Genomic DNA, 21729 nt, shown 5'->3' with positions numbered 1-21729 from the left:
CCGCAGCTACGGATGCGCCGGGGCCGGCTGGCCCGACGGCAACGGCACCGGCACCGAGGCGACGGCCTGACGGAGCACGTCCGCGGCGGTCACCCCGCGCACCTGGGCGTCGGGCGTGAGCAGCAGCCGATGCGCGAACACCGGCTCGGTGAGGGCCTTCAGATCCTCGGGCATGATCCAGCCCCGGCCGTCGATGAGCGCGTACGCGCACGCCGCCCGGGTCAACGCGATCACCCCACGCGGGCTGACCCCGACCCGCACCTGCGGATGGGTACGGGTCGCCGCGGCCAGCCGCACCGCGTACGCGTACAGCGGCTCGGCGATGTGCACCCGCAGCGCCATCCGGACCATCTCACCGACGGTGGCCGTGTCGGTGACCGCACTGAGCGCCTCGGGGGAGCGCACCGTCGCCCCGCGCAGCACCTCCACCTCCACCGACTCGTCCGGGTACCCGACCGAGAGCTTCACCAGGAACCGGTCCAGCTGCGCCTCCGGCAGCCGGTACGTGCCGTCCATCTCCACCGGGTTCTGCGTCGCCACCACCAGGAACGGCTGCGGCACCGGATGCCGCACCCCGTCCACGGTGACCGTCCGCTCCTCCATCACCTCCAGCAGCGCCGACTGCGTCTTCGGCGACGCCCGGTTGATCTCGTCGGCGATGACGATGTTGGCGAACACCGGACCGGGATGGAACTCGAAACCCCGGGTGGCCTGGTTGAAGATGGTCACCCCGGAGACGTCCGACGGCAGCAGGTCCGGGGTGAACTGGATCCGCCGCCACTGGCCCTGCACCGTCGCCGCGATCGCCCGCGCCAGGGTCGTCTTGCCCACCCCCGGCACGTCCTCCAGCAGCACATGCCCCTGGGCGAACAACGCGGTCAACGCCAACCGGACCACCTGTGGCTTGCCGAGCACCACCGCGTTGACGTTCTCGGCCAGCCGGGCGGCGAGGGCGGCGAAGCCCTGCACCTCCTGCTGGGTGAGCGGCTCGTGGCTTGTCACGGTGGTGCTCCTTGCCTGAGGTGGATCAGCAGGTGGGCAGGACGTTGATGTTGTCGCCGCCCTCCAGGTTCAGCCAGGCCCAGGGGATGTAGTTGCGCCCGCTGTAGTCGACCCGCACCCACCAGGTGCTCTTCTTGTGGTCGTTGTAGACGTACGCGTACACCTCCTCGCCCCGGATCTTGCAGTGCGTCTGCAACCGGGTACCCGGCTTGGCCCAGCCGACCTGCCGGTCGTTGTCCTGCCGGGGCACCGAGAAGATCTCGTTGCCGTTACGACCGTCGACGTCCTTGTTGCAGTAGGTACGCTGCTCCGGCTCGCTGCCGTTGACGCAGGTGGCGATGCCGTACAGGGCCTGCGTCGTCTGCGCCTGGGTGTCCTTGCCGCTGCCGGCGGCATTCGTCGCCGTCACCGTGAACGTGTAGCTGGTGCCGGGCGTCAACCCGGTCATCGTGATGCTCGAACACGGACCGCTCTTGGCCGGCTCACCCGACCGGCTCAACGTGCAGGTGGCCTTGCCGCCCCCGGCGTCCACGGTGAACGACACAGTCGCCTCCGTCGCGGTCGCCGACGAGCCGGTGACCGCCACCCGCGGCGGCGCCACGGTCCGCGCCGTCGCCGTCGCCTCCGCACCCTCACCGGCCTCGTTGACCGCCCGGACCCGCACGGTCACGTTCTGCCCGTCACCCAGGCCGGTCACCGTCGTGCCGGTGTCGGTGACCTCGCTGCGCCGGTCACCCACCAGCACCACGTACCCGCTCACCGGCCGGCCGTTGGCCTCCGCCGGTGACCACTGCACCGCCACCGTCCCCGGCTGGTCGGCAACCGTGCTCGCACGCAGCTCCACCGGCGCACCGGGCACCGTGAACGGCACCACCGTGTTGCTCACCGGCGACGCCTCCGAGGCGGCACCCTTGTCGTTGACCGCCACCACCGTGAAGGCGTACTGCGTGCCGTACTCCAGCTCACCCGCCTTGATGGTCAACTCGGTGCCGGTCGCCTCGCCGGCCGGGGCGTTCGTGCCGGCCGAGGTGGCGGTCACCGCGTACCGGGCGATCGCGTTGCCCTGCCCGTTCGCCTCCGGCCAGCTCACCACCACCGTGCCGTCCGGCCGCGCCTCGGCGGTGACGCTGGCCGGCGCGTCCGGCACATCCGCCGTCGGCGTCACCGGGTTGCTGTTCCGTGCCGGCCCGGCACCCTTGGCGTTCACCGCGTGCACCGAGAACCGGTACGTCTCGCCGTTGGTCAGCTCCTTGACCTCGACCGACCGCTGGTTCGCGCCGACCTCCAACCGCTGCCCGGCACCCTCCACCACGTACCGGATGATCTCGGCGCCGTTGCTGGCGGCCGGCCGCCAACTCACCCGCGCCTGCGCGTCACCGGCGGCGGCCGTCACGTTGCGCGGCGCACCCGGCTTGCGGACCTCCGGCTTCTTCGGCGGCGGAGGCGGCGGCGGAGGCTCGGCCGGCGGGTCGCCACCGAGCACGTCGTTTGCGTACTTGTCGACCTCCCGCACCTCGTGCCGGTCGTTGACCACCCGGGCGGTGGACGCTTCCGGAGCGTTGATGAACAGGTAGTTCTCCCGCACCTCCAACTCCAGTGGACCGCGCCAGCGGCCCCGGATGGTGTCCACCAACTGCCCGGCCGAGTCGAACGCATACACCACGCCCGCCGCCTCGTCCGCGCAGTAGAACCGGCCCGACCAGGCCACCGCCGGGCTGAGCCGGTCACCCTCGCCGGGCACCACGAACGAGCGCACCGCACCGTCGTCGGTGATGGCGTGCACCTGCCGCTGCCCGACCACCGTCACCGGCACCACCGGACCGCTGGTCCGCGCCGGCAACGTCCCCGGCCCGGTCAACGTCTGCGCCAACGCGGTACGCCGCACCGCGCCGGCCACCACCGTCACCAGCGTGCCGGCCGTACGGTCCAGCACCGCCACCCCGTCGTCAAGCGCGGAAACCACCAGCTCGTGGCTGGGCTCCGCCACGTCGTGCGTCTCCACCTGCTTCGGGCTCACCTGCGTACGCTCGGCCGACTCCGACGGCAACACCGCCGCAGTGATCGCCGAAACGGTGCCCTCGGCCGGCACCGCGATCCACAGCCGACCCGCGCCGTCGAACGTGCCGCCGGTGATCCCCGGTGGATACTGCACCGGGTCACCCACCGGCGCCAGCGTCCGGGGATCCAACTGCCGGACCACGCCCTGCACCGCGTCCACCACAAACGCCGCGTCCTCGTGCAACGCCACGCTCACCCCAAGCCCCGGGGTCGTCGGCGTGGTCGCGGTGATCTGCAACGTGGCCAGGTCCAGGGCGCTGATCTGGCCGGTGTGCAGATCCCGCAGCACCAGCATCCGGTCGGTCTGCACCACCTGCATCGGATGCCGCCGCGCGCCGCCCACCTCCATCCGGGTGTCCACCCGGGCGGTCACCCCGTTGACCCGGGCCAACTCGCTGCGCGCCGCGCTCCACAGCCACGAACTCGCGTCGTAGCTGGCCACCGCGTTGTCCGCCGCCCCGAGACCGAGCACGGTCAAACCCATCGCCGCCAGCAGCGCCAACACCGTGCCCACGGTGACCAGCCCACCGCGCAGCCGCGACCGGGGGCGGGTGGTGCGGATCGGACCGGCCTCGTCGATGCTCGCCACAGCTGGCTGCCTCCCGTGTCGTCCTGGCAGGTGGCGCCCCCGTGACGGCAACCCCTCCCCTGAGCCGGGAGCCATCATATGGTCACGCTGCGGACGCCCGGAACCCGCACTGTCCGGCTGTGGACACCCAGCGTGGCGTGTCGTCGGCGTGTCCGACCACGATGGCCGGCTCCTTCCCCGACCGGGTAGATCATCCGGCGGCGCGCTTTCCGGTTGGATTGACGCGCCGCCGTCGCTCTCGGGTCGACCCCTGTGACGGTTTCTGCTCTCGGATCAGCCTGGCGTGCCGTCGTCCTCTCGGGACGTGCAGGCCTGGCCGGAGGTGGCCAGCTGGTTGGTGTCGTAGACGGCCAGCACGGTGAAGCAGTAGTCCACTCGGGAACTCAACCCGTTCACCGTGTACGTGGTCTGTCCCGCGTCGACCGTGGCCATCATCCGCAGCGTCGATCCGGCCCGCCCGCCGGCCACCACGAACGGCACCAACCCGCCGGAAGGATCGACCCAGGTCAACGTGATCGTGGTCGCGTCGTCGCGCAGCGCCAGGTCCGTGGGAGGTGCCTGCGACTCCGTCGCCGTGCCGGGCGTCGCATCCCCGGGCGCAGCGGACCGGCGGTCCAGGAGCAGCAGCCCCACCCCGATCACCGCGGCGACGGCGACCACCACCGAGACCAGCGCCACCACGATCGCCGTACGGCTGCGGCCCGGCTCCGGCTCCGGCGGCGGCAGCACCAGCGGACTCTGATAGGGCGCGGCGACCGGCGGATGCCCCGCCGGCTGTCCCCAACCCGGCGAAGCGGACGACGCGGCACCGCTGGATGGCGGCGGTGGGTACGCCGGCGGTGCGGGCACGCTCGGCTGGCCCGACCCGTGCGGGTGCCCGCCGAGGAACTGCTGCGGCGCATCGTGCTGTTGCGGGCCGCCGTACTGCCCGCCGCCGATCCCATCCTGGTACGAGGGCGGCCCACTGATCGGCCCATGGTGCGAGGGCGGCGCGCTGATCGGCCCATGGTGCGAGGGCGGCGCGCTCGCCGGGCCGGGCTGCGGCAGCCGGGCGGTCACGGGGTCGGCCCCAGCCGGCGGCATCGCGGGCGGGGCCGGAATCCCCGGTACGCCCGACACCGGTGGCTGGTACGACAGCCCGGCGACCGCAGGTGGCGAACTGACCGGCGGTCCACTCACCGGCGGCGAACTGACCGGCTGCCCGAGGGCTGGCGGCACACTGACCGGTGCTCCACTCACCGGGAGGCCGCTGACTGGTGGTCCGCTGACCGGCGCTCCGCTCACGGGTGATCCACTCACCGGGAGGCCGCTGACTGGCGCTGCACTGACCGGTGGTCCGCTCACCGGTGGTCCGCTGACTGGTGGTCCGCTGACTGGTGGTCCGCTCACCGGTGGTCCGCTGACTGGTGGTCCGCTCAGCGGTGGTCCGCTCACCGGGAATGCTTGGGTGCCAGCTGCGGGCGTACCGGGGGACCGATGCCCGGACCTGGCCGCCTCCTCGGCCAGCAACGGGCCGATCTGCTGGACCCGGATCGTCGGCCGGGCCCACCCCGGATCGGACGGCGACCCACTGCCACCACCGCCCGGCGAGGACCCGCCTTCGGCATCGGGTGATACCGCCACCACCCCGGTCACCTCCTCGGTGCCGCGCTGACCCGGCACCGCTACGGGCGGTACGGAAGGCGCGGGCGGAGCAGACGGCGGCGCGGACGGCGTACCGGAAATCTCCTGGGCGGGCCGGGCCGCCGGCGTTGCTGGCAGCGCCGGAGCTGGCGGCACCGCCACGCTCGACTCGCTCGGCGGCAGGGCCGGGGCGGCCTGGTCGTGGAACGCCACCCGGGCTTGAGGTACCACCGGGGGCGGCGGGACCCTCGGCGGTGCCGGAACGACAGCAGGCGCGGGCGGAGCGGGCGGTACAGCCGGCGTGGTCGGCACGGCCGGCGAGGCCGGTGCGGGCGGCATTCCGGGCGGTCCGGAGACCGGGGGAGCGGCCGGAGGCCCGGACGCGGGGGTGACCGCCGGGCGGGTGGGCGCTGCCGCTGCCGCATCGTGCGGCTGCCAAGCGGTCGACAACACGGCCAGCGACACCGTCGGCTCGACCAGCGCAGCGTGCGGCGACTGACTAGCCGGCGCCGGTACCGGCGGGGCGACCGGGGGAACGGGCGGCGGCTGAGGCGCGGGAGCGGCGTCACCGAGGTACTCGCGTGCCGCGCGTACCGCCGGATGATCGGCACCGAGCACGGCGGGGCCGGCGGCGGCCACCCGGGTGTAGTTGCGGCGGGCCTCGTGCCGGTTGCCCAGCTCATCGGCGACCGATCCCAACTCGTAGGACAACGCCAACATCAACGGGTCCGCGTGCGGCCACCGCCGCTCCCCGTCCGCGAACGCCTCCTCCAACACCCGGCGGGCCGCACTCGGATCGTCCGCCTCCCGGTGCAGCCGAGCCAGCAGATGCGCGGTGCTGAGTACGTCGGGATGATCCTTGCCGAACGGCGGGCGAGCGGACTCGACCGCCTCGGTCAGCAGGTCACGGGCGGCGGCGAGGTTACCCGCCCCACGCAGCGCGAGGGCCCGCTGCTGGATGACGGCCAAGGGAGAAGCTTGGGGCACGGTGGCCATGCTGCCGGGTACGGACGCTCGCCGCTACCCGCCGCAGTTCCCGGTCCCCGTCCAGCCGCCCGTCCGGCTCCCGGACGCCGGTGTGCATGATCCACCAGCGGCGTGTACAGTAACTCCCCGTGCGGCCCGCCGGGCGGCCTACAGGTGGTGGAACACCGAGGCCGGCGCGGTAGGCTGGGCGAGCAAGTCCGGGTGGCGGAATGGCAGACGCGCTAGCTTGAGGTGCTAGTGCCCGTATAGGGCGTGGGGGTTCAAGTCCCCCCTCGGACACAATTTAGTACATGATCCATTTGGGGCCGCCTGGGCGGACACCATCCGGGCCGTTGGCTGATAGGTGAGCCTGAGCCCCAGTTCGCGGTAGATCAGTGCCTTGTCTGCGGGGTCGGCTTCGCGGAGCACGGTGGTGATGTTTCCCAGGGTTTCCACGATGTGGCGGATCTCGTCCGGGGTCATGGTCTGTCGTCCGGTGAGTCGGCGCAGGGTGGCTTCGGCGGTGACCTGTTCGGCTTGGACGTCGGTGATCCAGCGGCTGACGATGGCCGGGTCGGTGCCGCTGTCGAGAGCGGCGCGGTAGCGGTCCAGGCGGGTGGCGCAGGTGGCGAGGGTTTCCCGGGCTGCCTTGATGGCTTGGTGGTCGGCGTCGTGGTGTTGTGCGTCGGCCATGGCCTGGACGGTGTCGGTGAGTCGGGCGGGGGAGAAGGCTCGGGCGAGCCACGGGTCGAGTTGTTCGAGGATGTGGTCCTCGCGGACGTAGATGCTGCGGGGGTGGGGGACGCGGTTGGTGTCGGCGTACTCGGCGGGGTAGGTGCAGCGGTAGTTGTTGCGTTCGTTGTTGAAGCTACCGATCATGCGTCGTTGGCAGATGCCGCAGTGCAGCAGGCCGGACAGTTGGTAGTGGCGTTTGCTGGCGCGTGGCTTCCTGATCCCGTCGGGTCGTCTTCCGGCGGTGGCGATGAGGGCTTGCGCGCGGGTGAAGGTCTCGTCGTCGACGAGGGGTTCGTGTGCCCGGGCGCCGGAGTAGATCCAGTCCTCGGTGGGGTTCCAGCGCATCTTTGTCTCGTGTCCGAGGGCGACGTCATCGACGTCGATGAGGATTTCGGTCTTGCGTTGTTTGTTCCAGACCTGGCGGCCGGTGTAGCGGGGGTTGGTCAGGATGACCCGGATGGCGCTCTTGCTCCATGCGTCGGTGCTGCGGTGCGGGTTGCGTCGTCGGTCGTAGGCGGAGGGGGAGAGGATGCCGTCGCGGGTGAGGCCTTCGGCGATGGCGAAGAAGCCGTTTCCGGCGAGGTACTCGGCGTAGATGCGTCGGACGACGGGTGCGGTCAGCGGATCGGGTTCCAGGCGGTGCAGTCGCCGGCCGTCGGCTGCCTTGCTCGGGTTTGGATGGGGGCCGGCGTCGACGAGGCGGTAGCCGTAGGGCGGCCGTCCACCGAGGAACCGTCCCTCGGTGGCGGCTTGGGCGGCCATCGCGCTGCGCACCCGTACCTTGATGCGGTTGCGCTCGCCCTTGCTCATGCCGCCGTAGAGGGCCATGACGAGGTCGTGTGCGTCGCTGCCTGGGTCGACGGCTCCGCCGACCTCCGGTACCCACAACGAGACGCCGTAGTGCTCGAACAGAGGGAACGTGAGTCCGAACTGGTTGCCGTAGAAGGCACGCTGTGGCTCGCCGATGACCACGGCGTCGAAGCCGCGTCGTGGGTCGCGCAGCGCGGCGAGTAAGCGAGCCGCCTCGGGGCGACGTTTCCACGGCACTGAGCGGGACAGGCCGACATCGAAGAACTCGGTGACGACCTGCCCGCCGGCGGGCTCGATCAGCCCTCGTGACCGGGACAGTTGCCAGGACCGGGATGCTTCCGGGTCCTGCTGGTCCTCGGTCGAGACCCGCCCGTAGAAGGCGAAACGAGTCGGCTTAGGGTTAGGGGGACGCTTGGCGGAGCTATGGTTCTTGTTTGCCCATTCCATTGTCATGCTTCCTCGTTCTTGGGGTAGTGACGTCGTTGATGTGCGGCGAGCAGTATCCGTAGAAGTGCGCGTGCAGCGGCCTGATTTAGGCCAGGCGGATCAGCTGGCCCGATCACCGTCGGCCGCTGGTGGTCCTGTTTATGTACTGCCTGTTCGTTGGGTTGATTGTATTCGAATTCGCGGGAAGTTGGGATATCTGGTTCGTGTGATGGCATAGGCGCTCCGAGGGGTGGTGGCCACCGTTCGAGTGGCTTGATGCGAGAGCTTCATCGGGTGTCTTCCCTTCGTGGAGTTGAGTGTTCAGAGATGGAGGAGCCCATGGAGCATTAGCTCGGCGGGGTGTGTCCCTGGGCAGGGGGCATGGACAAATAGCGAAGGCTCCACCGAGTGCCAGTACTCGGTGGAGCCTTCGCTGAGAATTGTTAGCTGACTATTTCGACGTCTGGTTTGGGTACCCGGTCAGACGCTGGAGGTTCGCTTTCAACCCCGGCTGTCGGGGTACGGCTTGGGGTGCAGAGCCAGGTACACGATGAGTTACAAAGATCCACAATTCGATGGATACGACGTCGGGCGCCACGAGGGACGCTGTCATACGCCAGGACGGCTGCCTGATCTAACTACGTTGACTCACCGAACGGGGCGAAGGGACGAACGCGACTCGCGGCAGATGTGCGCAGGCGATCAGCCGACTTCGTGTCGATGGTTCAGCCATCGACGCACCGCCGCGAGGTCGATGTGAGTCAGTCCGATGTGCGGGTCGACGCGGTGTAGGAGTGCAGGTTGTGGGGTCGCGACCCCGCTCGTCGTCACGCCCGTCCGCCGAGGGCTCGTCGCCGGGCCGGTAGACGAAGCCGAGCAACTGCCGGTAGAACTCCGCCAGCGCCCTCGCGTCGGTGCTGTCCAGCACCGCCGAGCACAGCTTGGGCACGCGCTGTTGGTCGGCCGTCCCCGATCACCTCCGAACGCCATTCCGGCCGCACCACGGCACCGTCGTATCCGCGGCGACGCCCCGGGTCGAGTGGTTCGCACTCTTGACACCCACCCGCCTCCGGAGTGGACGATGCGGCATGCGGATTCTCGTGATCGGTGGCAGCGGCCTGATCGGCGCCAGCGTGGTGGCGGTGCTGCGCGAACACGGCCATGACGCGACCACAGTCGCCCGCACCGCCCGGGACGGTGTCGACCACCGCCTCGACGTGGAGTCCGCCTCGGTCGACGACCTGCGGCGGTTGCTCGCCGGGCACGACGGCATGGTGTACGCCACCCGCACCGACGAGCAACGGCCGCTGCCCAAACCGATCTATCCGACGTTTCGTCGGGACAACGTCGACCCGGTGGTACGCCTGTGCACCGCGGCCCGCCGCGAAGGTCTCACCCGGGGCGTCGTGATGGGCTCGTACTACACCTACTTCGACCGGCTCCACCCGCAGTGGCGCCTCGCCGAGCGGCACACGTACATCCGCTGCCGCCTGGAGCAGGCCCGCGAGGGGCGGGCGGCGGCCGGCCCGGACCTGCCGGTCGCCGTCCTCGAACTGCCCTTCGTCTTCGGTCGGGCCGGTGACCGGCTGCCCAACTGGGCCGGGCCGCTGGACCGGTGGGCGCGCTCGCGTACCCCGCTGGTAGCCCCGACCGGCGGGACCGCCGCGACCTCGGCGCGCAGCGTGGCCGAGATCGCGGTGGACGCCCTGGAGCGGGCCAGCGGGGCGGACATCCCGGTCGCCGACGTCAACCTCACCTGGACCGACATGCTCACCCGCGTCGCCGAGGCGGTCGGTCGCCGCCGCCGGGTCACCCGGCTGCCGGCCGCCGCGGCGCGAGCGGCCCTGCGCCTGGGCGGCGCGGCACAGGCTCTCGGTGGCAAGGAGTCCGGAATCAACCCCACCTACCTGGCCGACCTGCTCCTCGCCGACCTGTTCATTGAACCGACGACCGGCCGCCCGCTGGACCCCGCGCTGCGCGAGACCTTCCCCGCCCCGTAGCCAGGACGGCCGTCGCCGGGATGCCCCGACGCCCTCGACTGCGCCACTTCGGAGCCCTGTCGGCGATCAACGCTGGCTCCCGGCCCGGCTACGCGGCGGCACGAGCGCTCTCAACAGGCCCGATTCCACGTCGTACTCCAGGCCACAGCCCCGCAGCAACGTCAGTCCGGAGCGGCACACCCGGGCGGGCCTCATCCGTACGGCGCAGGCCATGCAGCGCCGAGGCAAGCAGCTGGCCGGCGCCCTCGTCGTACGGCTCCTCCTCGACCAGCCTGCCTGGTCAGGTCTCCGACGGCTTCCGGGTACCGGCCCAGCGCGATCAGGGCCCCGGCGTGGCCATCCCGTGCCGAGTGGCGCAGCGCCTCCAGCCGGGCCACCGAAAGCTCGTCAGGGGTCACCGCAACATCGAACTACCCAGACCGTCCCGTGGCCGAGCAGAGAGCCGTAGGTGTAGGAACGGCATTCGTACCAGCCGAACCGCCCGCAACATCGGCCACGAGTGGACGCTGACCTGGCGCGCGGTCTGCGGCAGATGAGGATGCTGCAGGCCGTGCGCCATGATTGGCGGCCATGGGCAGCGGCGATCCGTACACCACCATCACCGAGCCGACGTTCGTGGCACGGTTCCTACTCGATCCGGCCACGGACACCGTGGACACGGTGGCCAACGTTGACGCGTTCGTCGACCTTCCCGATGGCTCCACGTGGGCGCTGACAATCTTTACCATCGATGAGGTCAGCCGACTGTTGGCGCGCTGGAAGGAGACAGGTGAGGTTGCGAAGGGCAGCTACTTCTGGACCGTTGATCAGCTGATCGTGCTGGACCCGGGTCTACCAGCGATGATTGCGGCGATCCGAGAGCTGGTGAGCAACGGAGACATCAGAAGCGCCGGCTTCCGATGAGAAGACAGGCCTGAGGCAGCCCGGCGGCCACCCGGGGAGTGACGCCTTGGCCAATGCATCGAGCCCGATCCGCGGCATGAGCGGATGACTAGTCACGTGCGGCGGAGTTCGGTTGCGTCGGCATGGTCGACATCGGCTGATGGGCGGCTGACACTGGGCTGATGGAAGCAGATACCGATGCCGCCGGGCAGCGCGAGTCGCAGCCTGCGGGTTCGGTGGTGCAGGGTTGGACATACGGCCGAGCCGGGCGTCTCATCTTCAGTGGGAGTCGGGCCTCCCTGACCCGCCGCTTTCCAGGGCGTTGCGCAGTACCGCGTGCGACTCGTTGCTGGGCGTCATCGTCGGCTTGGTGATCTGCCTGGTGGCGGTCGGCTCGGGTGGGCGAACACGCGGGCATAGCCGGCCTGGCCGCCACTGGGACACCCCACGTCCGCCGGGGATACCGACTGCGAGTGGCGTTCTTCTTCGTGGGCGCGGCTGTAGCGTGCCTGGTGATCGGCATCGTTGTCGCAGGCGGGCTGCGTTGCTGCCACGGACGACTTCCTCCCCACGGCCATCAGACCATGATCAAGAAGCTCCATAAAAGCGGGGGTGGCTCAAGCCGCCATCCACCGGAAAGACGTCTGAACCGGTGCCGTGCCCTGCGCTGGTATCGCACATCTGCCGGCGCAACCTCCGGGGTACAGGGCGATGCCCAGTGAGGACATTCAAGGAGATGAGTGGGCCGCCTACGTTCCGCTCGACACGTACACCAGGGACGAACGCGGGATCGCCTACGGGACGCGAGTCCTACGGCGACGGAGGCCTCGTAGTAGTCGCAGGAGTCACGACCTGCCAAGGGGTCCGGGAGAGCCGGACGCAGGGCGAAGGGGGCCAGGTGACCGGACACCACGGCGACCGGGAGGTACGCGTAATGCGGAACGCCGAAACGGTCGTTGGTGTCCATCGTGAGCGCCACGGCGCCCATGGGACGGTCACTGGAGAGCCCGTTGCTCGGAAAGCGGGCACGGCGGGTTCGGGCCGGGGGCCGCTGGAAAAGGACCTGGGACGAACCAGGCACCTCGCCAGCGGCCTACCGGCGCCGCACGTGAATCCGGCCAATGGCTGGCGGAGCGCCGCACGGCGAGCGTTGTCGCTTGAGATGGGCGTCGACAGGTCACCGGGGTTGTGGGATTCACCGTGGCTCGACAAGATCGGTCGGGTTTGGTATCTACATCTAAGATGTCGAGGCATATATACGTCATATTCGGCGATATCTCGCGAACGGTCCGGCAGCTGGTAGCTGTCAGTCAGAATAGGGTGTCTTCGACAGGCGGGAGTAGATCATGTCGGCGGTTGAGTTGATTGCGGCGGCGTTGGCTGCTGGTGCGGGCGCGGGGCTGAAGGACACTACGTCGACCGCGGTGCACGACGCGTATGCCGGATTGAAGCGGCTGCTCCGGCCGTGGATGCGCGATGAGGCGCGACTAGCGTTGGACGCCGATGAAACCGAATCCGAAGTGTGGCAGCTGCGGCTTCGTGTCGATCTGACCAAATCGGGTGCTGTCGACGACGACGCCGTGCTGGCTGCGGCACGCCGACTGCTTGCCCTGGCCGACTTGGAGCGCGCGAGGACCTTCAACATCAACGTCGACGCAAACCACGGAGCGATCGGCGAGTTCCACGCCCCGGTGACCTTCAACCAAAGCTTGCAAGAGGCACCGGTCCCCCCAACACCGCCGGCAGTCCTGTAGGGCCACGGACTTCCGGCGATCCGCCCGGCCCAGAGTCTGTCCCGGTCGGCACCGCGTACGGGCCTGCCGGTGTATTCAACGCCCCCGTTACGGTGCTTAACAACTACTTATCTGGTCGGATGCGGGTGTCTTGGCCGCGCCTGATCGGAGTATTACCGATGTTGGCAGATTGCCGCCAACATCGACCCGCTGACGATGCCCTGCGAGCCGCAATAGCAGCTGGCGAATCGATAGTGATTTGCCAAGTTATTACCGGTTTGGGCGGGGTAGGAAAGACGCAGGTGGCCGCTGGCCTGGCGCACCGATTGTGGAGCGCCAATGAATTGGATCTTTTGGTGTGGATTAGCGCGACGTCGCGAGCACGAGTGGTGAACGGGTATGCGCAAGCGGCGGCTGCGGTAACCGGTATAGATTTGGCGGATACCGAGGATGCGGCACGTCGGTTTCTCGAGTGGCTTTCCGAGCCGCACGGTAGGCGATGGCTGTTGGTGCTGGACAACCTAAATGATCCAAATGACCTAAACGGCCTGTGGCCACCGCTTGCAAACGCTGGCCATACCGTCGTGACCACGCGGCGTCGAGACGCAGCGTTGCTTGACGGCCGACAGGTCGTCAACGTTGGTCCATTCACACCAGACGAGGCGCGCCGATACCTCCGCGACAAGCTAGCACCACACCCGGAACGGCTAGACGCGGTGGATGAACTTGCTGTCGATTTGGACTTTCTTCCATTGGCATTGGCGCAAGCTGCAACATATCTAGCGGATCAAGGTTTAACCTGCGCCGAATATCGTCGGCGGTCGGCGCATCGTCGTTTGGCCCGACTTGCCCCACAGGTGCTGCCGGACGACTATCAGGCTCCTGTTGCCAGGACCTGGTTACTGTCCATTGACTTGGCCAACGGATTAGAACCGGCTGGTGTAGCGAGGCCTACGATGGAGATCGCAGCCTTGCTTGACGCGAACAGTATTCCGATCACTATTTTCACGAGCGCAGCCGCCCTCGGCCACTTCGCGACCCGTCTCGACCGAGTCGTGGACAGCACTGATGCGCGAGACGCCGTTCAACTACTGCACCGCTTTAGTTTAGCCACCGTCGACGATGCGACTGCTACCATGCGAGTGCACGGCTTAGTCCAGCGGGCGGTCCGCGAGGCCACCATTGCGGAGGACAGGTTTGGCGGAGCAGGCGCCGCGACGCACGCACTTGCCGAACTCCTATCCGGATCTGGGTGCGATCCGGAGGATCCGGAAAGCTGGCTAGCCTATCGGACACTGTTGCCGCATATAATGGCCGTGGTGGGCAACATATCAAGCGACACTCTCACGGGATGCGATTCTCCGACCTTCCGTCACCTTTTGCTTAAAGTATGCCGCTTTCTCTACGCATCCGGTCAATACGAAACGGGACGCGACCTCGCCGTCCTGCTACCGCATAGGTGGATTGGCGCACTTGGGCCTGAAGACGAGGACGTCCTTACGGCGCGAAACAGACTCGGAGCCCTGCTGACCGGCCTAGGCGAACATGAGTCGGCGCGTCTCATATTCTCTAGCGTTCTCAAGGTGCAACGGCACGCACTCGGCCATGATCATCAGGAAACGCTAAAGACTGCGAATAACCTTGGTGTGGCGCTGGGTGGGCTCGGCAAGTACCGAGAGGCCGCCGAGTTGCTCGAAGACACCCTAACCCGGCGACGGAAAAGTGCACGGGGGGACAGTCCTCAAACGCTGCGGACCGCCAACAATTTGGGCGAGATGCTCAATTGCCTGCTGGCGTTCGTGCAAGCATCAGAAATTCTAGAAGCCACACATAATGGCCGACGCGAGGTGCTGGGCGAGAACCATCCAGACACGCTATGGACGGCGAAAAATCTAGCCACATCCTTAAGGGGGCTAAACGACAACGAATCGGCGCACAGGCTCCTACGAGATGCTTTCGATCGATATCAAGAGACGCTCGGGTGGGATCATCCCGATACGCTGCAAACAGCGGTGGATCTTGCTGATAGCTTCGAGACTCTTGGAGAGCTATATGCCTCACGGCGCTTGCTGGAAAGCGCACTCGACAAGCAGGTAGAAGTCCTTGGGGCAGAACATGCGGACACCAAGGCGACCGCTAATCGACTTAGACGCCGATTGCCGGAGACGGGAGCCCATGCGGGTTAATAGTTACGCCGCTCGGAGAACTGCAGGTCCGTCAATAGGGCGTCTTTAGCCATGCCAGGAACGCATTCCAGGCTAGCGGTTCGATCTTTAGAACGCAATCTGGCTCTTTCGAGTTTCTAACGTACACGGCCCCGTCTTGAGCAGCATGTCCCACTTCAACACAGTTGCAATGGTCACACTTCGAAGAACGTATGAAGGAAACCAACGCCATCATTCCTCCCTACCTTCCAACGTACCTACGAGGCAGACTACACGTCGTCGAGTATGCCTGTAAAGGCGACCAGTCCGGCCGGATGGAAATGGTTGGCGGCCCCTCCAAGCAAGATCCGTATTAATCGGTCACCACTATCAGGTGCGCGCACATCGGCAAAGCCGCGAGCGCTTGCTTAGTCCCGGAGGCCATGTACGCGGCCAGGATATAGTTGGGGTGTCGGTCGAGGTTCTTGCGGGCGCGGTCGTAGCGCATCGTGGTTCTCGGGTCGGCGTGGCGGGCGGCGATCTGCACGTCGCGGAGGCTGACGCCGGCGTCGAGCATGGTGGTGACGAAGGTGTGGCGCAGCATGTGTGGGTGCATCCTCGGCATCCGGATCCCCGCAGCGTGGGCGAGGTGTTTGAGTCGGCGGGTGGCGGCGTGTCGGTCCATCCGCCGAGCGTGGGTGTTGCGCAGGATCGGCCCGCTGATGCGCTCGTTGATGGCCCGGTCGATGGCTCGGGCCACCGCAGGTGGTAGCGGGACGAGGACAGCCTTGCCGCCTTTACCACGTACGCGTAGCACCCGGTGGCCGTGTTCCTCGCCCAGATCGGCGATATTCGACCCACACGCTTCGAAGATCCTCAGCCCGAGCAGACCCAAGAGCGCGACCAGGGCGAAGTCGTTCGGGTTCGAGGACTTGCGGGCGGTGGTGATCAGGGCTTCGAACTGTAGGTGCCCGAGTCCGAGGGTCGGTGACTCGGCCGGCACGGTGGGTCGGCGGACGTAGTCGGCCGGCGAGTGCTCCAGGATCGCGTCGATGACGCAGACCCGATAGAACCCGACCACGACCGACAGCCGGCGGGAGACTGTCGAGGGTTGGTACCGGCGGACGTCTTGCAGCCAGCGCACGTACCGCTCGATATCCACCCGCACCGCAGCCAGCGGGTCCAGGTCGTGATCGGCGCACCAGCGCAGGAAGACGCGTAGGTCGGACTCGGTGTGCACGCGAGTCTGGCCACGGTAACGGCCCAGGAAGGCCGACACCGCGGCGCGCACAACGAGTTGATCGGCCGGTACAACAGGGGCAGTCGAAGCAGGAGAGGTAGCCATACATCACCGTGCGTCACCACCGGTGACGAACACCAGTCCACCCGGAGCGGCAGATGAGTACGCCGCAGGGCCGGCAGCTGAAGCAGCCCCTGCCTCCAATGGCGCACCCAAAGTCGAGCCGCAAGGGCACTTTATTGGCGCGCATTTTCGAATGCCTTCGCTAGCCATTCGAAATTGTGCATGAAGCGTGGGTTACTCGAGCGCGCTCGATAATTTTCAATATAATTCGCGGATCGCTCATAGCAAGCCGCGATAGAGATCGGAAAAAGGTCGAAGACTAGATCCTTATCGGCAAGGTTGCGGCGAGTTACGGCACCCAGAAGCTCGTAGATCCCCAGCAGTCTGTGCAGGGCTTCGTGTTCTCGTCCGTACTCCGCCTCATGCAGATCGTCATACCTGCTTGTGTAGATTAGGTCTCCCCGCACCTGCATCATGTCCTCGGACATATGGCGCGTGTGCAGGTCGAGGATCGCCTGAAGGTTGCGGGATTGCCGGGATTCCTTGTTGGCGCGGCGGGAGTACATAAGCGCTGTGATCGATATTGCTATCGATGCTACCGACACTCCGGCCAAAGTTGCTGCTGCGACAATCTCAAGCTCGCTCATTTAAACCGCCAAAAGGTCGCCAAGTATCTTTTTGACCAAGAATTAGGTTGCTGCGATCTGATTTGCTCTTGTTTGCAGCCAGCGAAAAGCTGCCCTATTGACCCCTAATTCGTCGTTCTAAATCAGCGACGCCCCGCCTGCGGGTTCTTCTTAACCAAAGTGTCTGCACGGCGAGGGATAGCGCGAGAATTGGAAGCGAGAATACAATAGTCAAGAATAAGTCGCCTTCCGGCATTTGCGCTATGGCTGCGACCGCGACCGCAGCCGCAAGCGAGTTCATGATTGAAGTTGTGGTCGCAAGATTTTTGTACGCAGACTGGACCTTCCAATCCCGAATGGGAGCACCGGGCATCTGCACTGGCAGCAATGTGTACGGCCTCAACTCCGGCGCCTTTGTCAATAGGAATTCTCGGTAAAGATCAATCATTACCAGGTACTCGAGGCGAGTTACATCAGACTTGGCGAGTCGCTCAAAGGTTAAGAGGCCGACAGCAAGCAGGGCGGCCGAGACGCTGACCAGGATCGTCAAGTTCAAGTGCCGATCGGCGGATGGAGAGCCAATCAGCGCCCCTGCACCAGCGTACCCGGCCGAAAACAGCAGTAAATAGTAATTGAAACGCGATCCCGCCTGAGTGTTGCCGAGCACAAGAAAGTCTCTTGTGCTGTTAATCTCTGACATTGCGATCATGATCGCAGCGTCGCCCTGCGCAGTCTGATCGGGTTTAAGTTGGCGGATCCGCACTTTTCGCTTTAACAACGATGCAGACGCGCCGCCGCCAGGAATGCCCATTGCGCTCCCTCCGCAGTCGGTGGTTTCAGGCTAGGGCACGGCCTCAACACCGGGTAGCTCTGCACTGCGATGTTGAAGGCCGAGTAGAAAACCTACTGGTGTAGAGACAAGGTTGCGGGCAAGTCATCGGCTGGGGAATGATGCGCACTCGTCAGTTAGAGCAACCGAGCGTGTCGGCACTTATTTGCCGGTAACGGTACGTAGCGTTCGGTTGGCGGCAGAAGCGGACGCCGTCTTTCCGCAGGTTGTTCGGCAGCATGTCATCGTGAGGTAGCTGCACCATGAACGCGCGTTGCGGGGTGAAAATCGGTTGTCACCGCTGGTGCGTTTTGTGAGGTTGGGGGTGTGAGCGCCGATCCAGATACCGTTCCGGTACCGGTTCGCCGCCTCGTTGACGCAGCGGTGGTGCGCCGGCTGGTGGCGAGTCAGTTTCCGCAGTGGGCCGATCTGCCCGTGCGGCCTGTGCCGTGCGATGGTTGGGACAATCAGACGTTCCGGTTGGGTGAGCGCTTGTCGGTACGGCTGCCCACCGCGCAGGAGTACGCCCTGGCAGTTGAGAAGGAACATCGTTGGCTGCCGGTACTCGCGCCGCGGCTGCCGCTGCCGGTACCCGTGCCGGTGGCGCGTGGTGTGCCCGCCGACGGGTACGGCTTCGGCTGGTCGGTCTACGAGTGGATCGACGGGGAACCCGCTCGTCTCGATGGCATCGGTGACCTGACCGGGTTCGCGGAGGTTCTGGCCGCGTTTCTCGTCGCGTTGCGCCGCGTCGATCCGACCGAGGGTCCGCAGCCGGGTCTGCACAACTGGTTTCGTGGTGGGCCGCTGCGCGTCTACGACCCTCAGGTCCGCTGGGCGGTCGAGGTCCTGGGCGGCCGGATACCCCGCGAGATCGTCACCGAGATCTGGCGGTCGGCGCTGGGGGCGGTGTGGGACGGTCGCCCGGTGTGGTTCCACGGCGACGTGGCCCCAGGCAATCTGCTGATCCGCAACGGCGCGCTCGCCGCCGTCATCGACTTCGGCACCTGCGGTGTTGGCGACCCGGCGTGCGATGTGGCGATCGCGTGGACGCTGCTGTCCGGCCCGAGCCGTGAGGCCTTCCGCGCCCGGCTCGATGTCGACCCGGCGACCTGGGCCCGCGGACGGGCCTGGGCGCTGTGGAAAGCTCTGATCGTCTACGCAGGCGCAGTACACGACGACCGGGCTGTGGCTGCAGAGGCCCACCGCGTCATCGATGACATCGTCTCCGAGTACGCGACGCCACCGGGGCGGTGACCCCAGCGCCCGGTGCAGGTTCTCCCACCGCCCCACACCGAAGCGGAGTTGTTCAGCCGTCACCTAACGCCGATTGCTTCAAGCTCAGGGTGAGAGTCTTGGTCATGGTGCACCAGCGGAGGAAGACTTGCAGGTCGGACTCGGTATGACGCGTGTCTGCCCCCGGTAGTGGCCCAGGAAGGCCGACACCGCAGCTCGCACAACGAGTTGGATACCAGGTACGACACCGGAAGCTGAAGCAGGGGAGATGGTCATGCATCACCATGCGTCACCACCGGCGATGAACGCCGGCCCCCGGAGCGGCAGATCCGGACGCCGGTGACACCATGGGGCCGCGATAGCTGGGGAGGACGTCGATCGAGGTGGACAGGATGACAGACCACGCGTGGCACGGTTTGAGTGATCCGCTCCTGGTCTGCTCACGCGGCTTCGTGGTGGAGTTGGCGGCGGTGTTACCGACGTCCGGCAGGTTCGTCGTCGCCCGCCTTGACGGCACGAGGATGGCGGATGCCGGCCATGTCTTCTACGACTTCTCGGACGCGTTGTTCTTCCCCAGCTACTTCGGCTGGAACTGGAACGCACTGTCCGACTGCCTCCGAGATCTGCACTGGCTGCCGGCGGACGGCTACCTGGTGATCGTCGACAACGCGCCCCAGCTGTTGTCGGACAGCATCCAGGACCGGCACACGCTCCTCCGTGTCCTCGCCCGGGCAGTTCGCCACTGGGCCAGCCCGCTCGGCCGACCGGAAGGGCAGGTGACCCCGTTCACGGTGTTGCTGCTGGTCGACGGCGACGACGAAGCGGTGCAGCTACGGCAGGACATCACGCAGGCACTGTCCGGTGGGCACTGAAGTCCGAACCGTACCCGGTGTCCGGCGTCCGCTGCTTGCGGCGAAGGGTATTCCTGAAGGGGTTCAGCCGCGGCTGGCGTACAGGTAGACGGTGACTGCATCGGGTGCGTCGAGGTCGACCAGGAGCGCTCGGCGGGTGCCGTCCGCGAGTGGCTGCTCCTCGTCGAGGCCGGCAATGATCGTGGCGGTTTCGGGATCCCACGTGTTGCCGCCACCGATGTTGTGCGTGGCGTCGACTGCCCGAAGCCCTGGTGCGAGAGCCGCCGTGAAATTCGCCGTGGCGACGAAGGCGTCGAGTTCGGTGCGGGGTATGCGGAACTTGGCCGAGAGTTGGGTTTCCAGCCCGTTGCGGTACACCGCGACCAGCAGCACGCTGCCGGGCGGCAGGGTCACCTGAGCGATGGCTTCCACCTGAGCCGCGCTGGCGACCTCCGGCCCGGACTGCACTGGCAGCAGATCTATTCCGTCGCTACCGACGGACAGCCCCACCACGCCGCACGCGATCAGCGACAGAAGCAGACTCACGCACGCCAACACGAGGGCGATCGTGCCTCTGCGATTACGCGTCCTCGGCGCAACGGCCTCGATCATGGCCAACACGATACGACGCACGCCCATCGGCCACGTCCGGACCGGAACCAGGACCGGCCCGGCGGGACGCTGCACAGCGGGCGGCTCGCGGGCATGAGCCGACGAGCCGATCTCACGATGGACAGCGCAGCGGATCACGCTGCCTTGTCACGGTGGTCGAGCCACTGCCGCACTGCCGTCAGGTCGGTGTCGGTCAGTCCCAGGTGCGGGTCGATGCGGTGCAGCAGCGACGGGTGTGGATGGCGGGCGGCGACCCATCGCCGGTCGGCGTCGGTGATCTCGTCGTCGAGCCAGACGAACGGACGCCCCGCCGCCCACCGCGCCAACGAGGCGGTCTTCCAGTGCACGCCGTACGGTGGTTGTTCGTCGTCGTCGATCCAGTCGACCACGGGCAGGGCGGGTAGGCCGAGCCGAGGTGCCACCACCTCGTTCGCCTCGACCATCCACGTACTCGCCCACACCAAGTCACCCGGCAGGGCCAGTAGCCGGCGACCGTCGTCGGGTTCGAGGCGATCCAGCAGAGGATTGCCGTAACAGTCGCGACCGTCGCCCACGCTGCCGCTGCGCTGACGGCCGGCACCGATAGGTCGGGCCCGCAGCGGAATGAGCACACCGTCGATGTCAATGAAGATCAACGGTTGCCTGTCGGTGGCAGACACCGCCGAACCGTACCGCTCATTGGCGGTCAGCGGTCCTCGGCGTCAGCCGCCCCGTACGTGACGCAGCGCACCGGGCGCGGCAGAAGGGGACACTTCAAAGCATCCGGATGGCCATATGTCTGGCGGATCAGCTGAACCGTCACAGGTCAGACTTGCTCTACCGTGGCCGGATGGCTGAGACGTTCGAGGTCGACCGAGTTGACAGCATCGCGGACATCCTTTTCGGCGTCGCTACAGCGAAGGGACTGATCGGCTATGGCCCCCTCGCAAAGCGGGTGGAAACCAGGCCGGACTTCCTGAGCCAGCCGCTCGATAGAGTCTCCCGTCGAGCGTTCGACAAAGGTGAGCCGCTGTGGAGCGCGCTGGTCGTCTCCCGCAGCACCGACCGACCGAGTTCGGGCTTCTACGGCCTCGCTCGAAAGATGCGACCCGAGTATGTTTCGCTGAGCGATGACGAGTTGTGGCAGCAGGAACGCGAGCGCTGCTACGAAGCGGCCTCCTAAAGAGCGAAGGCCGGCATGCCCAGCTGGCAGGACCAGATAGGTGTGTCGGACCTGCTCGGATCGCCACGCCTCCTTTGTGGCAGATCAGTACGCCGTCACGACTCGCGTGAGTTTTAACTCGGTAGCGATTGACGCTGTAGGCGGA

The 21729-nt window shown here is 66.9% G+C and carries 18 protein-coding genes and 1 tRNA gene; 8 read left to right on the top strand and 11 right to left on the bottom strand.

Annotated features, from left to right (window positions below):
• Positions 1-6 precede the first annotated feature (6 nt).
• From QQG74_RS21810 to QQG74_RS21800, 3 genes are all read right to left on the bottom strand, one after another.
• A complete protein-coding gene (locus QQG74_RS21810) occupies positions 7-1002 on the bottom strand; it encodes a MoxR family ATPase (protein ID WP_341716614.1) in 996 nt (331 codons plus the stop codon).
• Positions 1003-1027: 25 nt separating this feature from the next.
• The gene (locus QQG74_RS21805; protein WP_341716613.1) at positions 1028-3649 is read right to left on the bottom strand and encodes a fibronectin type III domain-containing protein; all 2622 of its coding nucleotides are present in this window, start codon (positions 3647-3649) and stop codon (positions 1028-1030) included.
• Between the two features lie 273 nt (positions 3650-3922).
• Positions 3923-6259: a tetratricopeptide repeat protein gene (locus tag QQG74_RS21800; RefSeq protein WP_341716612.1), complete on the bottom strand. Its 2337-nt coding sequence runs from the start codon at positions 6257-6259 to the stop codon at positions 3923-3925.
• 195 nt (positions 6260-6454) lie between these two features.
• On the opposite strand from QQG74_RS21800, the gene QQG74_RS21795 reads away from it, so the two are divergent.
• Positions 6455-6538, top strand: a tRNA-Leu gene (locus QQG74_RS21795).
• Here the strand turns inward: QQG74_RS21795 and QQG74_RS21790 are convergent.
• Positions 6494-8230, bottom strand: coding sequence for a recombinase family protein (locus QQG74_RS21790; protein WP_341721307.1), 1737 nt, complete (start codon positions 8228-8230; stop codon positions 6494-6496). The genes QQG74_RS21795 and QQG74_RS21790 overlap by 45 nt on opposite strands.
• Before the next feature lie 613 nt (positions 8231-8843).
• Positions 8844-9137, bottom strand: a complete 294-nt coding sequence (locus QQG74_RS21785; protein ID WP_341721306.1) for a hypothetical protein — start codon at positions 9135-9137, stop codon at positions 8844-8846.
• Between the two features lie 160 nt (positions 9138-9297).
• Between QQG74_RS21785 and QQG74_RS21780 the strand changes: the two genes are divergently transcribed.
• The 4 genes from QQG74_RS21780 (at position 9298) to fxsT (ending at position 15010) form a co-directional block, all read left to right on the top strand.
• On the top strand, positions 9298-10209 hold the full coding sequence (locus tag QQG74_RS21780) for an NAD-dependent epimerase/dehydratase family protein (RefSeq protein ID WP_341716611.1): 912 nt from the start codon (positions 9298-9300) through the stop codon (positions 10207-10209).
• A 570-nt stretch (positions 10210-10779) separates the two neighbouring features.
• Complete coding sequence (locus tag QQG74_RS21775; protein WP_341716610.1) at positions 10780-11112, top strand: hypothetical protein; 333 nt, start codon at positions 10780-10782, stop codon at positions 11110-11112.
• 1325 nt (positions 11113-12437) lie between these two features.
• Positions 12438-12845 (top strand): hypothetical protein, encoded by a 408-nt coding sequence (locus QQG74_RS21770; protein WP_341716609.1) that lies wholly within the window; start codon positions 12438-12440, stop codon positions 12843-12845.
• Positions 12846-12937: 92 nt separating this feature from the next.
• A complete protein-coding gene (gene fxsT / locus QQG74_RS21765) occupies positions 12938-15010 on the top strand; it encodes an FxSxx-COOH system tetratricopeptide repeat protein (RefSeq protein ID WP_341716608.1) in 2073 nt (690 codons plus the stop codon).
• A gap of 31 nt (positions 15011-15041) precedes the next feature.
• On the opposite strand, the gene QQG74_RS21760 is transcribed toward fxsT, so the two are convergent.
• The 4 genes from QQG74_RS21760 to QQG74_RS21745 all read right to left on the bottom strand — a co-directional run bounded on the left by QQG74_RS21760 (position 15042) and on the right by QQG74_RS21745 (position 17708).
• Positions 15042-15221 (bottom strand): DUF397 domain-containing protein, encoded by a 180-nt coding sequence (locus QQG74_RS21760; RefSeq protein ID WP_341721305.1) that lies wholly within the window; start codon positions 15219-15221, stop codon positions 15042-15044.
• Between the two features lie 120 nt (positions 15222-15341).
• Positions 15342-16208 carry a tyrosine-type recombinase/integrase gene (locus QQG74_RS21755; protein ID WP_341716607.1) on the bottom strand — a complete coding sequence of 289 codons (867 nt, stop codon included), beginning with the start codon at positions 16206-16208 and terminating at the stop codon, positions 15342-15344.
• A 236-nt stretch (positions 16209-16444) separates the two neighbouring features.
• Positions 16445-16918, bottom strand: coding sequence for a hypothetical protein (locus tag QQG74_RS21750; RefSeq protein WP_341716606.1), 474 nt, complete (start codon positions 16916-16918; stop codon positions 16445-16447).
• A gap of 94 nt (positions 16919-17012) precedes the next feature.
• On the bottom strand, positions 17013-17708 hold the full coding sequence (locus tag QQG74_RS21745; RefSeq protein WP_341716605.1) for a hypothetical protein: 696 nt from the start codon (positions 17706-17708) through the stop codon (positions 17013-17015).
• 345 nt (positions 17709-18053) lie between these two features.
• Between QQG74_RS21745 and QQG74_RS21740 the strand changes: the two genes are divergently transcribed.
• Together QQG74_RS21740 and QQG74_RS21735 are read left to right on the top strand one after the other, a co-directional pair.
• Complete coding sequence (locus QQG74_RS21740; protein ID WP_341716604.1) at positions 18054-18980, top strand: aminoglycoside phosphotransferase family protein; 927 nt, start codon at positions 18054-18056, stop codon at positions 18978-18980.
• A gap of 371 nt (positions 18981-19351) precedes the next feature.
• Entirely contained in the window at positions 19352-19831 is a 480-nt protein-coding gene (locus QQG74_RS21735) for a barstar family protein (RefSeq protein ID WP_341716603.1), read from the top strand.
• 63 nt (positions 19832-19894) lie between these two features.
• Here QQG74_RS21735 and QQG74_RS21730 read toward each other — a convergent pair whose 3' ends face one another.
• Both QQG74_RS21730 and QQG74_RS21725 read right to left on the bottom strand, forming a co-directional pair.
• On the bottom strand, positions 19895-20422 hold the full coding sequence (locus tag QQG74_RS21730; RefSeq protein ID WP_341716602.1) for a hypothetical protein: 528 nt from the start codon (positions 20420-20422) through the stop codon (positions 19895-19897).
• A gap of 134 nt (positions 20423-20556) precedes the next feature.
• Entirely contained in the window at positions 20557-21057 is a 501-nt protein-coding gene (locus QQG74_RS21725) for an HAD domain-containing protein (RefSeq protein ID WP_341721304.1), read from the bottom strand.
• A gap of 194 nt (positions 21058-21251) precedes the next feature.
• On the opposite strand from QQG74_RS21725, the gene QQG74_RS21720 reads away from it, so the two are divergent.
• Positions 21252-21584 (top strand): hypothetical protein, encoded by a 333-nt coding sequence (locus QQG74_RS21720; protein ID WP_341716601.1) that lies wholly within the window; start codon positions 21252-21254, stop codon positions 21582-21584.
• Positions 21585-21729 lie beyond the last annotated feature (145 nt).

This window comes from Micromonospora sp. FIMYZ51 (genome assembly GCF_038246755.1).
In the GTDB taxonomy this organism is placed as follows: domain Bacteria; phylum Actinomycetota; class Actinomycetes; order Mycobacteriales; family Micromonosporaceae; genus Micromonospora.
The sequence above is the reverse complement of the archived record's forward strand: the minus strand, read 5'-3'. Positions and strand labels throughout refer to the sequence as shown.